The organism is Streptococcus sp. GMD5S (genome assembly GCF_000298715.2).
GTDB lineage: Bacteria > Bacillota > Bacilli > Lactobacillales > Streptococcaceae > Streptococcus.
Genome location: NZ_AJRG02000001.1, coordinates 27,031 through 41,017 on the forward strand (window position 1 = coordinate 27,031; position 13,987 = coordinate 41,017).

A 13,987-nucleotide genomic window follows, 5' to 3' on the forward strand; every position below is an offset into this window, starting at 1 on the left:
ATGGCCCAATCACTCAATCAAGTCATTGACCTCCAAACTACTGGGACATCTTACCTCTCTATCTCTGGAAAAGTTGGAAAATTTCTAGTTGGGGATCAAGCCTTAGAGTTTTATCCTGATGTCAATGTCGAACAATATATCCAAATCCCCTGGTCCAGCATTCAGCAAATCGGAGCCAACGTAAGTGGTCGCAAGATCAGCCGCCACTTTGAAGTCTTCACTGATCAAGGAAAATTCCTTTTTGCTTCAAAAGACTCTGGAGCTATCCTCAAAATCGCTCGTGAAAAATTAGGAAACGACAAGGTTGTCAAACTTCCTACTTTGATTCAGACCATTGGTCAAAAATTTAAAAATCTATTTGCAAAAAAGTAGAAACTTTAGTATAATCATAGCAACGGATAAGTAAGTTATCTCCTTCTTTCAGAAAGTCTGCGGGTGCTGCGAGCAGATAGGAGGGATAGGTGAAATTCTACCGTTGTTCACAATTACATATATAATCAAGTGCACACCTGTGAAGTTGGATGGAACCGTGGCCCTGCCACTCCAACGCTTTGTCAGGTGTGCTTTTTTCATAAAGGAGTTCTTATGTTAGATATTAAACGTATTCGCACAGATTTTGATGCTGTCGCTGAAAAATTAGCTACACGTGGTGTAGATGCTGCTATCTTAAATGAGATGAAAGAAATCGATGCTAAACGTCGTGACGTCTTGGTCAAGGTTGAAACTCTAAAAGCAGAACGTAACACAGTTTCTGCTGAGATTGCCCAAGCCAAGCGCAACAAGGAAAATGCCGATGACAAGATTGCTGCAATGCAAACCCTATCTGCTGAAGTCAAAGCCTTGGATGCTGAATTGGCAGAAATCGATGCTAAATTAACAGAATTTACCACTACTCTTCCAAACATCCCAGCTGACAGTGTTCCTGTTGGGGCTGATGAAGATGACAATGTGGAAGTCCGCCGTTGGGGTAGCCCACGCGAGTTTGACTTCGAACCAAAAGCTCACTGGGATCTTGGTGAAGACTTGGGTATCCTTGACTGGGAACGCGGTGGTAAGGTAACGGGCGCTCGTTTCCTCTTCTATAAAGGACTTGGGGCTCGTTTGGAACGGGCTATCTACAACTTCATGTTGGATGAGCATGGTAAAGAGGGCTATACCGAAGTCATCACACCATACATGGTTAACCATGACTCAATGTTTGGTACTGGTCAATATCCAAAATTCAAGGAAGACACTTTTGAATTGAAAGACACTAATTATGTCCTCATTCCTACAGCTGAAGTGCCTCTTACAAACTACTACCGTGATGAAATCCTTGACGGTAAAGACCTACCAATCTACTTCACTGCTATGAGTCCTTCATTTCGTTCTGAAGCTGGTTCTGCTGGTCGTGATACACGCGGCTTGATTCGTCTGCACCAATTCCATAAGGTTGAAATGGTCAAATTTACCAAACCAGAAGAATCTTACGAAGAATTGGAAAAAATGACAGCCAACGCTGAAAACATCCTTCAAAAACTCAACCTTCCATACCGTGTCGTTGCCCTCTCTACTGGGGACATGGGCTTCTCAGCTGCCAAGACTTATGACTTGGAAGTTTGGATTCCAGCCCAAAATACCTACCGTGAAATCTCAAGCTGTTCGAATACAGAAGATTTCCAAGCCCGTCGTGCTCAAATCCGTTACCGTGATGAAGCGGATGGCAAGGTGAAACTCCTTCACACCTTGAACGGTTCTGGACTTGCAGTCGGACGTACAGTGGCTGCCATTCTTGAAAACTATCAAAATGAAGATGGTTCTGTAACTATTCCAGAAGCACTTCGTCCATACATGGGTGGAGCTGAAGTTATCAAACCATAACAATAAGGCCTAGCTATTTCTAGCTAGACCTTTTTTCGTAACCAAATCAGATAACCAACCAAGACAAAGAATAAAATAGTGAGGCAAATAACGGTTTCAGCCAATACCAGATAATCCAGAAATGGAAGTTTCAAAATTCCCTGAGCCATCTTGAGCGAAGTAGCTGTGATAATGGTTGGGAAGGTGAGGGCTGAGAAGGCTGGTTGAAATCCTCGCTTTAAAATATGGGGCAGGCGAGTCAAAACAAAGAAAAAGAAGGACTGAGATGCCAAAATCATGACGATCAGGAGCCAAGTCGGTAGGCCTGCTCCTCCAACTCGAACCAGGGAAGCCAAGAGTAGAGAAAAGGGAGCACAGTAGATCCCTTCTTGTCCAAGCAAGGCTAGTGGGAGTGGTTCTTTCTTTAAATCGCTATAAATAAGCGGATAGAGATAGAAGGTCAAGACAAAACCAAAACTCAAGGTTGCATAGGCAATCTCAATAATGCCTACCAGAGGATAGGTCAAGGCTGCTACTGCAATCCCCACATAGAGTACCGTCCAGCTAGGAGTCGCATTGACCCTCCGACCTGGACAGGCAAATTTGATGGTAAAAGTAGCAATCAAAACCAAATCCAAGAGAAATGAAAACCACCAGATCCCTTGTGCTACCAAAGGAAGAGCAGGGAATACGCGAAAGACATAGGTCGACAAAATCATCCCAGCCATAGGAAAAGTGGCCATCCCAGATAAAAGAGGGGGCTTGGTCAATTCTTTCCTGGTTTCTTCCCAATTAAAAAGATGAAGAATCAGAAAGAAAAGCCACAAAACTAATCCAGTCAGACTAAATAAATGCGACAGAACTGGCCAAGTATCTGCAATCAGATTTCCTGCACCTGCTAAACCTAATAAACAGCCAGAGAATACTAAGGGGAGCTTTTTCATCCGAGCCTCCAATAATCATGTTATTATTAGTATAGCATAAAAGCGCTTAAAATAGCATAGAAAAATGAAAACTGGATTGCTCAGTCTTCATTTTTTCTTTCTGATTCGAACTAGGCATAAGGTTGTAATTCTGGATTAATAGGCGTATTAGCTAGGTTGTTGGCATAGTTGCAAAGACTTGCAAGACTAACACCGAGAACCACATCCAAGGCATTTTGTTGCGTGTAGCCAGCTTGCAAAAATTCACTAAGCGCTTCATCGCCTACACGACCCTTGGTATTGATGACTGCCAAGGTAAACTTGGCCAGAGTATCTAGCTTAGGATCTGACTCGATTGGAGTGCGATTGCGAAGAGCTTGAAGAAGATCATCATTCATCTGGATTTGTTTGATCGAAAAGGCGGTGTGACCTGCGACACAGAAGGCACATCCATTGGTTACCGCAGCTGTGATTTGCACCACTTCTCTCTCAACTGGGGTCAGACTATTACGGCGGTTGATGGCTCCGACAGTTCGGTAGGCTTCAAGCGCGGTAGGAGCGTTGGCCAAGAGACCGATTAGGTTGGGAATATAGCCATTGTTGTCTTTTTGTACTGTTTCAAGAACTTCTTTCACTTCTGCTGGTGCTGATTCTACTGTGTGGATGGTAAATGTTGTCATAAGAAACCTCTTTTCATTTTATTGTCATTTAGTCTATCATAGAATTTTTCACTTGGATAATATATATTTCCAATAGCCTTGATAGGAAATGTCTATGAAATGAAAAAATCACACTAAAAGTGTGATTGGGTTAGTGTTTAAAATACTGTTTAGTCTCAGCAATGACGACTGGCGATAAGACTAAGAGGGCAATCAAGTTTGGTAAAGCCATCAAGGCATTGACGATATCTGCAATAATCCAGACCATATCCAACTCGATAAATCCTCCCAACAAGACCATGACTACAAAGACTACACGGTAAAGCCAGATAAAACGAACACCAAAGAGAAACTCAAAACAGCGTTCTCCGTAGTAGTTCCATCCGAGAATCGTCGTAAAGGCAAAGAGTACAAGGAAAATGGTCAAGAGGGAAGGTCCAAAATATGAAAAAACTGTTGAAAAGGCTGACTGGGTCAAGGCAACCCCATTCAAATCACCACTCCAAACCCCAGTTACCAAGATTGTTAAACCAGTCAACGTACAGATAATGAGGGTATCAATAAAGGTTCCTGTCATGGAAATCAAGCCTTGCTCGACAGGCTCATTTGTCTTAGCTGCAGCCGCTGCAATGGGAGCAGAACCAAGACCAGATTCGTTAGAGAAGACTCCCCGCGCCACACCATTTTGGATAGCCATCCGAATACTGGCACCTGCAAAACCACCTACCGCAGCAGTTGGACTAAAGGCTGAAGTAAAGATGAGGGCAAGTGTGGCTGGGATTTTCTCGATATTAAAGAGAATAACTGTAAGAGTCCCTAAAATATAGACAATAGCCATAAAAGGAACCACTGCTGTCGAAACTTTTGATATGGATTTGAGGCCACCAAAGACGGCAATCCCTACAAAAATGGATAAAATCAGAGCTGTGATAGCTGGATCAACTTGGGCTGTATTTTGAATGGATTCTGTAATCGAATTGACTTGGGTAAAGGTACCAATCCCTAGAAGGGCTACCAATACACCCGCTAGGGCAAAGAAGATAGCAAGTGGACGCCACTTTTCTCCCATCCCCAAAAGGATGTAATGCATGGGTCCTCCAGCTACAGCTCCATTTGCATCCTTTGTGCGATATTTGATAGCTAGCAAGCCTTCGGCATACTTGGTCGCCATTCCAAAAAAGGCTGCCATCCACATCCAAAAGAGAGCCCCTGGTCCTCCAACCTTAATGGCTGTCGCGACTCCGATGATATTTCCCGTACCAACGGTGGCAGCTAGAGCTGTACAAAGAGCTGCAAAGCTCGACACATCACCATGTCCCTTGTCCTTGGTGAAAATTAACTGAAAAGCCTTAGGGAGACGAGCAACCTGCAAAAGGCCCAGTCGGATGGTCAAATAGATACCCGTTCCGACCAATAAGATCAAGAGGGGAGGCCCCCAAACGAAAGCATCAAGCGCTTTTAGCAACTCTAACATATCCTTCTCCTATCTTTCAACCCCAAAAGAAAGAGCACATGCAAGATACATGTACTCTGGAATGCTTAGATAAATGCCAAAAAGCGGTCTATCCTAGCTCTGTCCTTTTACCTGAGAGTTTGAGCAGTTGCCTGCCTTGCCCCTTCGGTGCCTTTACGGTCTCTCCAGAGTTCCGTCCATTTACAGTCATGGAAAACAAACCTTTCTCCACTTCTATTAAACTTCATTCGGTGTTGGTATTTTATTTTTTATTATTCTACAAGAAAAGTTAGCCATTGTCAATATATTCTATGAAAATTTTTGACCTTTCATTCCCTTTTTCAGAAAGAGCGAATCCTTCTTCTCTCTATCCTTTAAAGGTCACAATGGTTGCACCACTGCCTCCAGAATTTTGTGGAGCATAGCCAAAACTCTTGACATGCTTGTTTCTTTGCAGGTATTTGGTGACGCCCTCACGGATGACTCCTGTTCCGATACCATGAATGATGTCTACCTGCGCCATGTTATTGAGCAGGGCTTGGTCGATAAAGGCGTCTAACTCATTCATAGCCTCTTCATACCGTTTGCCTCGGAGATCCAGTCTCGCTTGCGGACCACGACCAGAAGCACGTTTGATGACATTGACTTGTTTTTTCTTGACTGGGGCTTTTTGCTGAGCCTGAACAAGGTCAAATTCTTTCTCTTCCAAGGTCATCTTGATCAAACCAACTTGGGCTTCCCAGCGGCCGTCCTTAAGCTGATTGGTCAAGGTACCACGCTGACCATAACTGAGAACAATGATATCATCCCCAACCTTTGGAGCTCGTTTTTTCTTGGCCTTCTGAAGGACCTTGTTTTTAGACAAGTCAACTTTTTCAGGAGCTAGTTTTTTCAGCTCAGCCTTAGCTTCAATGATTTCATGGGGTTTGAGTTGAGACTTACTGTGGAGGTTCTTGAGAATCTGGTCACTCTCACTTAGAGCAAGTTCCACAATCTCGGCAGCTTGTTCACGCGCCTTGTTGAGCTCAGTTTCTTTTTCACGATTGAGTTCGTTATAGAGTTTTTTGAGTGCACGGTTCATCTTGAGGTTTTCTTGCTCCACCTCACGAATATTGTCCAAGCGTTTGCGACTTTCAAGCGTTTGCTCTTCCAATTGTTCAATGATACGGTTGACATCATTATCTTGGTTGACCTGCTGGCTGGCATCTCCTACGATGACCTCTGACAAGCCCAGACGTTTGGCAATTTCAAAGGCATTGCTTCGGCCAGGAACTCCCTGCATAAAGCGATAGGTCGGACGCAAGCTGGCAGTATCAAACTCCATGCTGGCATTTTGCACAAAGGCTGTCTCAATACCATAAGCCTTGAGTTCTGGATAGTGGGTCGTAGCCATAGTCTTGACCTGACGCAGACGAAGATCCTCCAGAATAGCCATAGCAAGCGCTGCTCCTTCCTGCGGATCGGTACCTGCCCCAAGCTCATCTAGCAATAAGAGCGAGTGCTGATTGACCTTGCCAAGAATATCTACGATATTGGTCATGTGGCTGGAGAAGGTAGACAGGCTTTGCTCGATAGACTGCTCATCCCCGATATCTGCGAAGATTTCTTCGAAAATACCGACACGGCTTCCCTTGTCAGCTAGAATGGGCAAGCCTGACTGGGCCATGAGTTGAGTCAAGCCCAGGGTTTTGAGCATGATGGTCTTCCCACCAGTATTGGGACCTGTAATGACAATGGCTGTTAATTCCTTACCAAAGTGTACATCGTTTGCAACAGCATTTTTGACCAAAGGATGGCGAACATGAAGGAGTTGAATCTCTTGATTCTCTGAAAGTTGAGGAACAACTGCTTGTCTTTCTTGGATGAAACGCACCTTGGCACGAATCAAGTCTAAATGGCCGATAATCCATGCGTCATTAGCAATCTCTGCAGCATGAGGGCGGACCCGTTCTGAGAGTTCCTGTAGGATGCGAATCATCTCATAGCGTTCGTCTGCTCGCAGACTAGCGATTTCTTCGCTCAGCTTGACCACTTCACGGGGTTCGATATAGACGGTGTTTCCACTGGCAGAGATGTCATGGACAACACCCGCAATCTTGTTGCGGTAAGTGTTTTTCACGGGTAAGACTTGACGGCCATTTCGGCTAGCGATTATGCCTTCCGTCAACATTTGCACTTTTTGCTTGAGCAAGTCTTGCAAGACATTTCGAACTTGACTCTCGCTATCATGGATTTTCCGACGGATGCGTGCCAGTTCTTCGCTGGCAAAATTCTCGATAAATCCTGCATCATTTAGGGCTTGAAGACTCCCTTGCAAGTGTGGAAAATCATGTAGTTTTTCAAACCATCTCGCCAACTGCTCCAAACGTACATTTTCAAGATTGGCATAAAAACCTTGCAACTCTCTGCTAGCAAGCAAGACCCGTTTGAGGAGCAGGAACTCCTCAATATTGAGGTCCGCCCCCATCTCCAGACGCTTGCAGACAGCTGAAATCTCACGTGTCGCTAGGATGGTAAAGTGGGGTTGCTCCACAAATAGAGCTTGCATTTCCTCCATCTCTGTAAAGGCTTGCTTGATCTTATCCACCTTGGCAGTTGGGGCCAAGCCTTTTAGCTCCTCTAGTCCTTGTTCTGTCAGGAGATGCGGTTCAAACAAGGCTTTGATTTTATTAAATTCTAAGGTTTCTAGTATTTTTGTATTCATATTTTTTCCTTGTATACTGGTTTACAAGATTATAGCAACTAGGGGTTTTGACTTAGTCGTCCAATCTGTAAACAAAGGGCTAGGAAAAATCCCGCCCTTTTTATCCGATTAAATTTGTCACCCAGAGTTGTTTGATAAGATTTGTCGTAAAAGGGACACTTTGGATGATGTGTTTGGCTACTATACTTTTTTCGAGTGAATTTTGAATGACTGCCAGAGGCACTGTTGCAAGGATGGTCAGAGCCATTTGCAAGACAAATAAGGTTACCAATAGAGATAAAAGGCCTGATCCGATACGCAACCATTTGACATCGAGCTTTTTAGTTGGAATCAAGTGCAGGAACAAACCGATAAAACGTCCGAAACTATAACAAATCCCAAAAACTAGAAGATAGGCTAGACCCGCATAAAAGACCTTGTCTAGATGAAACAGCTGGTCTGAAGGGAAGAAAAAGGTTCCCTGTCCTTCCTGAGGATTGGCATAAGGGACAAGCAAGTGGAAGTGGTCACCCAGTGATTTATAAAACTGTCCCGCAACAAAGGCTGAAATCACTGCCACGAGGAAATAATAAACTTGCAGGACCAAACCTCTACGGTAGCCGATGTAAAAGCCCCAAGCCAGAACCAATAAGAGTAGGATTGAAATCATAGGGAGTCCTCAATCTTGCTCTGTTCTTGTTTGACAGCAATCAACTTGTGACGGAGTTCTAACAACTCTTGCTCCTTGTCATCAAATTCAATTTCACGATTGAGCTGTGTAGACAGACAGTTGACCGCCAAAAGAAGCGCAATGGTTTCATCATCCGCCCCAGGCATTTGTTCTTTAATTGCTTGGTATTTTTCAGTCGCAACCTTGGCAATTTCCTCCATAAAGAGGTTGTCATGCTCGGTTGTCAAGGTTAATGTCTTTTTCCCGAATGTAAACTTATATCGATTTAGATTTGCCATAAAATTCACCTCACGATATTATACCAAATTTCGCTAACTTTGTCAGTTTTTACCAATTCTCCTGCTTTTGTGGTACAATAGAGACTATGGCAAGTATCACACTCACACCAAGTGAACAGGAAATTCAGAGCTTTTTAAGTCAGTATCAGAAGGCTCTCAGTCCTAGTAAAAATCCTTATATTCGCTATTTTTTGAGACTGCCTCAGGCAACGGTTTCCATCTATACTTCTGGAAAAGTCCTCCTGCAGGGCGAAGCTGCTGAGCAATACGCCAATTTCTTTGGCTATCAGGTTCAACAAGAAAACAGTGGACAAGATTTCCCTATGATCGGTACCGATGAGGTGGGAAATGGTTCCTACTTTGGTGGGCTGGCTGTTGTGGCTTCCTTTGTGACACCTGACCAGCACGACTTCTTGCGAAAACTCGGTGTAGGGGATTCTAAGACTCTGACGGACCAAAAGATTCGTCAGATTGCCCCTATCCTCAAGGAAAAGATTTCGCACCAAGCGCTCCTCCTTTCACCGAGCAAGTACAACGAAGTTATCGGAGAGCGTTACAATGCTGTTTCTGTAAAGGTTGCCCTTCACAACCAGGCTATCTTTCTCCTGCTTCAAAAAGGAATCCAGCCAGAAAAAATCGTGATTGATGCTTTTACAAGCCCTAAAAACTATAATAAGTACTTGGCACAAGAAGCCAACCGTTTTCCAAACAAAATTAGCTTAGAAGAAAAAGCCGAGGGCAAATACCTAGCTGTTGCAGTTAGCTCTATCATCGCGCGGGATCTCTTCCTCGAAAACTTGGAAAATCTAGGACGAGAACTGGGCTATCAACTGCCAAGTGGCGCTGGAACTGCATCTGATAAGGTTGCTAGCAAAATCCTGCAGGCCTATGGCATGAAGGGACTTCATTTCTGTGCCAAATTGCATTTTAAAAACACTGAAAAAGCAAAAACACTTCTAGAAAGGTAAATTATGAATTCGTTTAAAACATTTCTAAAAGAATGGGGAGTTTTCTTCCTGATTATCGCACTGGTCGGTCTTAGCCGTATCTTTCTTTGGAGCAATGTCCGTGTAGAAGGACACTCGATGGACCCTACCCTAGCCGACGGAGAAGTTCTCTTCGTTGTTAAACATCTCCCAATTGACCGCTTCGACATCGTGGTTGCGCATGAGGAAGACGGAAATAAAGATATTGTCAAAAGGGTTATCGGCATGCCTGGTGATACCATCCGCTACGAAAATGACAAACTCTTTATCAACGGTGAAGAAACGAATGAACCTTACCTAGCTGAATACCTCAACTTGTTCAAAACAGAAAAGTTGCAAAACACCTATACTGGAAAAGGATTTGAAGGCAATAAGGGAGTTTACTTTAGAGAACTTGCTCAAAAGGCACAGGCCTTTACAGTCGATGTCAATTCCAATACCAGCTTCAGCTTTACTGTCCCTCAAGGTGAGTACCTTCTCCTTGGTGATGATCGTCTAGTCTCTAGCGACAGCCGCCACGTTGGTACCTTCAAGGCCAGCGATATCAAAGGCGAAGCAAAATTCCGTTTCTGGCCACTTAACCGTATCGGAACTTTTTAAGATAAGGAAGAGGCCGAGAATGCTAAGTCTCAGTCTCTTTTTCTATTGCGAGAAGAAGGACTTTTAGTCTCCTAGCTTGTTGAAAGAAGCTAAGGGTCCAACTCTCACGAACTCATGTAAAGGAAACCTATGGAAGTTTATTTTTCAGGCACCATTGAACGGATTATTTTTGAAAATCCCAGTAATTTTTATCGCATTCTCCTCCTAGATATCGAAGATACGGACGCGGAGGACTTTGACGATTTTGAAATCATCGTTACAGGAACCATGGCTGATGTAATTGAGGGTGAAGACTATACTTTTTGGGGGCAAATCATTCAGCACTCCAAGTATGGAGAACAGCTTCAGATCAGCCGTTATGAGCGGGCAAAACCAACTAAAAATGGGCTAGTCAAGTACTTTTCTAGTAGCCATTTCAAAGGAATTGGTCTCAAAACGGCCCAAAAAATCGTTGATAGCTATGGTGAAAATACCATTGACGAAATTCTGGAACATCCTGAAAAGCTGGAAAGTATTGCAGGACTCTCTGCCAAAAACCGTGAGGCTTTTGTTTCCACCCTCCGTCTCAACTACGGAACAGAGATGGTCTTGGCAAAACTAGCTAACTACGGCATTCCCAATAAACTAGCCTTTCAGATTCAAAACTTTTACAAGGAAGAAACGCTGGATATTGTCGAAAACTATCCCTACCAGTTGGTTGAGGATATCAAGGGATTGGGCTTTACCATTGCTGACCAATTAGCCGCCGAACTAGGCATCGAAAGTCAAGCCCCTGAACGTTTCCGTGCTGGCCTTGTCCACAGTCTTTTTCAGGGATGTATGGATACGGGCAATACCTATATGGAAGCCCGAGATTTGCTGGAACAGACCCTGACTCTCCTCGAGTCTTCCCGTCCCGTGGAACTCGATCCCAGCCAAGTAGCTCAGGAATTATCTCATTTGATTGAAGAAGACAAGGTTCAGCAGATTGATACCAAAATCTTTGATAATAGCCTCTTTTTCGCTGAAGAAGGCATCCGCAGTCACTTGGTTCGTATCCTTGAAAAAGGAAAACAAAAGAGTCATGATTTGGAAACCATTCAAAAGCATATCGCTAGCGTCGAGAAAGAACTGGGTATCCAATACGATAGTATCCAAAAGCAAGCTATCTGTGATGCTATCCAGAACAAGGTCTTTATCCTAACAGGTGGACCTGGTACTGGTAAGACGACTGTTATCAATGGGATTATCGCTATTTATGCCCTCTTAGAAGGACTTGATCTCAGGAAGAAAAGTAACTTACCTATTCTTCTCGCTGCACCAACTGGTCGAGCCGCTCGGCGCATGAATGAATTGACAGGTTTGCCTAGCGCGACTATACACCGTCATTTGGGAATGACGGGAGACGATGATACCAGCCATCTAGAAGATTATCTAGATGCCGACTTTATCATTGTAGATGAGTTTTCCATGGTGGATACTTGGCTAGCCAACCAACTCTTCTCCAACATTTCTTCTAACAGTAAAATCCTCATCGTGGGAGACAGTGACCAGTTGCCTTCTGTCAGTCCTGGACAAGTTCTGGCCGACCTGCTCCAGATATCCCTGATTCCGCAGACTCGCTTGGAACGGATTTACCGTCAGAGCGAGGAATCGACTATCGTCACCTTGGCAAGTCAGATTCGACAAGGCATCTTGCCAGCTGACTTTCCCCAGAAAAAAGCAGACCGCTCCTACTTTGAAATCGCTAGCGGTCATATCCCAGCTACCATTGAGAAAATTCTTGGCGCTGCCCTCAGAAGTGGCATTCCGGCTCGTGATATTCAGGTGCTAGCGCCTATGTATCGAGGAACTGCTGGCATTGACGCCATCAACCAACTTATGCAAGATCTGCTCAATCCTCAGCAAAAGGGGCAAGTTAGCTTTGAAGCAACTCAGTGTCACTATCGAACAGGGGACAAGGTCATTCACCTAGTCAACGACGCTGAAGTTAATGTCTTTAACGGAGACCTAGGCTACATCACAGACCTAATTCCTGGTAAATACACCGAGTCCAAACAAGACGAGATTGTCATTGATTTTGATGGAAATGAGGTCTCTTACCCACGTAACGAATGGTACAAGATTCGCCTGGCCTATGCCATGAGTATTCATAAGTCTCAGGGAAGTGAGTTTCCTGTTGTCATCCTGCCCATCACCAGTGCTAGCAAGCGCATGCTGGAGCGAAATCTCATCTACACAGCTATCACACGGGCCAAGAGCAAGCTCATCCTTCTTGGTGAATTACAGGCCTTTGACTATGCAATCAAACATATTGGAACTGCTCGCAAGACCTATCTGATTGAGCGTTTCAGTGATTTAATTGAAACTAATATTGAAGAAAGCAAACAAGCCTTCTCTGAAACTGCCACAGCAAGTGACTCTGAACAATCCTACATCCTCACTGAGGAAAACTGGTCTAGCATCCCAGCCATGATCGGGATTACAGATGCTGACTTAAAAGAGATTTTTGGAAAATAGTGCAACAGAAAGCCCACCTAGTCAGGTGGGCTTTTTCTCTTTTAAGATTATTTTACTGTTGCAGTGCTTGTGATCAATTCAACAGCTTTTTTGATAGTGATATCGTGTTTCAACATGTCAGCTGAAAGCAAGTTTTGCACTTGTGCAACTTCCATGTTGTAGTCTGCTGCCAATTGCTCGATTTCTTTTTGGATTTCTTCTTCTGAAGCGTCAAATCCTTCAGCTTTGGCAACTGCTTCGATAACAAGGTTAGTCTTCGTACGTGACTCAGCTTCTGCTTCGTATTGTTTGTGAAGGTCTTCTTGAGTAGTTCCTGTGATTTGGAAGTACATGTCAGGGTTGATCCCTTGGCGTTGCAAGTTTCCAAGGAATTCATTTACTGAACGGTGAACTTCTTCGTGGATCATTTCTTCTGGAAGTTCTACGATTTCAGCGTTTTCTACAGCTTTATCGATTGCTGCACCTTCAACGGCATCTTTGTATGCTTCTTCTTTCGCAGCAGTCAATTCTTTGCGGTATTTTTCTTTCAATTCGTCAAGAGTTTCCACTTCTTCGTCGATGTCTTTTGCAAGTTCATCGTCAAGAGCTGGAACTTCTTTTGCTTTTACTTCGTGAATAGTTGTTACGAATTTAGCTTCTTTACCTGCAAGGTCTTCTGCTTGGTAGTCTTCTGGGAATGTTACAACTACATCAACAGTTTCGCCAGCTGAGTGTCCAACCAATTGGTCTTCAAAACCAGGGATGAATTGACCTGAACCAAGTCCAAGTGAGAAGTTTTCACCTTTTCCACCGTCAAATTCAACACCGTCAATAGAACCAACGAAGTCAATAACAACAGTGTCGCCATTTTCAGCAGCGCCTTCTTTGATAACCAATTCAGCCAAGTTGTTGCGTTCGCGTTCGATACGTTCTTCAACGTCAGCGTCAGTTACTTCTTTTTCTACATCAACTGATACTTCAAGGTTTTTGTAGTCACCCAATTTTACTTCAGGTTTTGTCACGACTTCAGCAGTGATAACCCAGTCTTGACCTTTTTCCATTGAAGTTACGTCAATTTTTGGTTGCGCAACGACTTCAAGACCAGCTTCTTTTACTGCAGCTTCATAAGCGTTTGGCAAAAGTGCGTTCATTGCATCTTGATAAAGAGCTTCTTCACCAAATTTTTGGTCGAAGATAGGGCGTGGAAGGTGACCTTTACGGAAACCAGGAACGTTAAGAGTTTTCTTTACTGAGTTAAATACACGGTCCAATTCTGGTTTGATTTGGTCTTGAGAGATTGTGAAAGTCAAGACACCACGGTTTGTTTCTTTGTTTTCAAATGATACAGACATTCTGTCATTTCTCCTTAAAATTTTTTAAATACAGTCTATTATAGC

Annotated in this window: 12 protein-coding genes and 1 riboswitch; of the genes, 5 read left to right on the forward strand and 7 right to left on the reverse strand. The window is 43.8% G+C overall.

From position 1 onward, the window contains the following. The gene (locus tag GMD5S_RS0200140) at positions 1 to 372 is read left to right on the forward strand and encodes a DUF956 family protein (protein WP_000079378.1); all 372 of its coding nucleotides are present in this window, start codon (positions 1 to 3) and stop codon (positions 370 to 372) included. Between the two features lie 213 nt (positions 373 to 585). Continuing rightward, on the forward strand, positions 586 to 1,860 hold the full coding sequence (serS, locus tag GMD5S_RS0200145) for a serine--tRNA ligase (protein WP_000884223.1): 1,275 nt from the start codon (positions 586 to 588) through the stop codon (positions 1,858 to 1,860). A gap of 23 nt (positions 1,861 to 1,883) precedes the next feature. On the opposite strand, the gene GMD5S_RS0200150 is transcribed toward serS, so the two are convergent. From GMD5S_RS0200150 to zapA, 6 genes are all read right to left on the reverse strand, one after another. Further along, positions 1,884 to 2,783: a TDT family transporter gene (locus tag GMD5S_RS0200150; RefSeq protein ID WP_000735943.1), complete on the reverse strand. Its 900-nt coding sequence runs from the start codon at positions 2,781 to 2,783 to the stop codon at positions 1,884 to 1,886. Between the two features lie 110 nt (positions 2,784 to 2,893). Further along, positions 2,894 to 3,442 (reverse strand): carboxymuconolactone decarboxylase family protein, encoded by a 549-nt coding sequence (locus tag GMD5S_RS0200155; RefSeq protein WP_000206771.1) that lies wholly within the window; start codon positions 3,440 to 3,442, stop codon positions 2,894 to 2,896. Positions 3,443 to 3,572: 130 nt separating this feature from the next. Then, complete coding sequence (locus GMD5S_RS0200160; protein ID WP_000891449.1) at positions 3,573 to 4,895, reverse strand: alanine/glycine:cation symporter family protein; 1,323 nt, start codon at positions 4,893 to 4,895, stop codon at positions 3,573 to 3,575. 89 nt (positions 4,896 to 4,984) lie between these two features. Beyond that, positions 4,985 to 5,073, reverse strand: a riboswitch (glycine riboswitch). A 168-nt stretch (positions 5,074 to 5,241) separates the two neighbouring features. Further along, positions 5,242 to 7,578 (reverse strand): endonuclease MutS2, encoded by a 2,337-nt coding sequence (locus tag GMD5S_RS0200165; RefSeq protein WP_001092920.1) that lies wholly within the window; start codon positions 7,576 to 7,578, stop codon positions 5,242 to 5,244. Between the two features lie 100 nt (positions 7,579 to 7,678). Then, entirely contained in the window at positions 7,679 to 8,227 is a 549-nt protein-coding gene (locus GMD5S_RS0200170; protein WP_000623534.1) for a CvpA family protein, read from the reverse strand. Then, positions 8,224 to 8,526 (reverse strand): cell division protein ZapA, encoded by a 303-nt coding sequence (gene zapA, locus GMD5S_RS0200175; protein ID WP_000002028.1) that lies wholly within the window; start codon positions 8,524 to 8,526, stop codon positions 8,224 to 8,226. Before zapA ends, GMD5S_RS0200170 begins: the two co-directional genes overlap by 4 nt. A gap of 86 nt (positions 8,527 to 8,612) precedes the next feature. Between zapA and rnhC the strand changes: the two genes are divergently transcribed. The 3 genes from rnhC (at position 8,613) to recD2 (ending at position 12,611) form a co-directional block, all read left to right on the forward strand. Continuing rightward, a complete protein-coding gene (rnhC, locus tag GMD5S_RS0200180) occupies positions 8,613 to 9,494 on the forward strand; it encodes a ribonuclease HIII (RefSeq protein ID WP_000146898.1) in 882 nt (293 codons plus the stop codon). A gap of 3 nt (positions 9,495 to 9,497) precedes the next feature. Then, positions 9,498 to 10,112, forward strand: a complete 615-nt coding sequence (lepB, locus tag GMD5S_RS0200185) for a signal peptidase I (protein ID WP_001083992.1) — start codon at positions 9,498 to 9,500, stop codon at positions 10,110 to 10,112. Positions 10,113 to 10,241: 129 nt separating this feature from the next. Next, the gene (recD2, locus tag GMD5S_RS0200190; RefSeq protein WP_000454451.1) at positions 10,242 to 12,611 is read left to right on the forward strand and encodes an SF1B family DNA helicase RecD2; all 2,370 of its coding nucleotides are present in this window, start codon (positions 10,242 to 10,244) and stop codon (positions 12,609 to 12,611) included. A gap of 47 nt (positions 12,612 to 12,658) precedes the next feature. Here recD2 and tig read toward each other — a convergent pair whose 3' ends face one another. Further along, the gene (gene tig, locus GMD5S_RS0200195; RefSeq protein ID WP_000116506.1) at positions 12,659 to 13,942 is read right to left on the reverse strand and encodes a trigger factor; all 1,284 of its coding nucleotides are present in this window, start codon (positions 13,940 to 13,942) and stop codon (positions 12,659 to 12,661) included. Positions 13,943 to 13,987 lie beyond the last annotated feature (45 nt).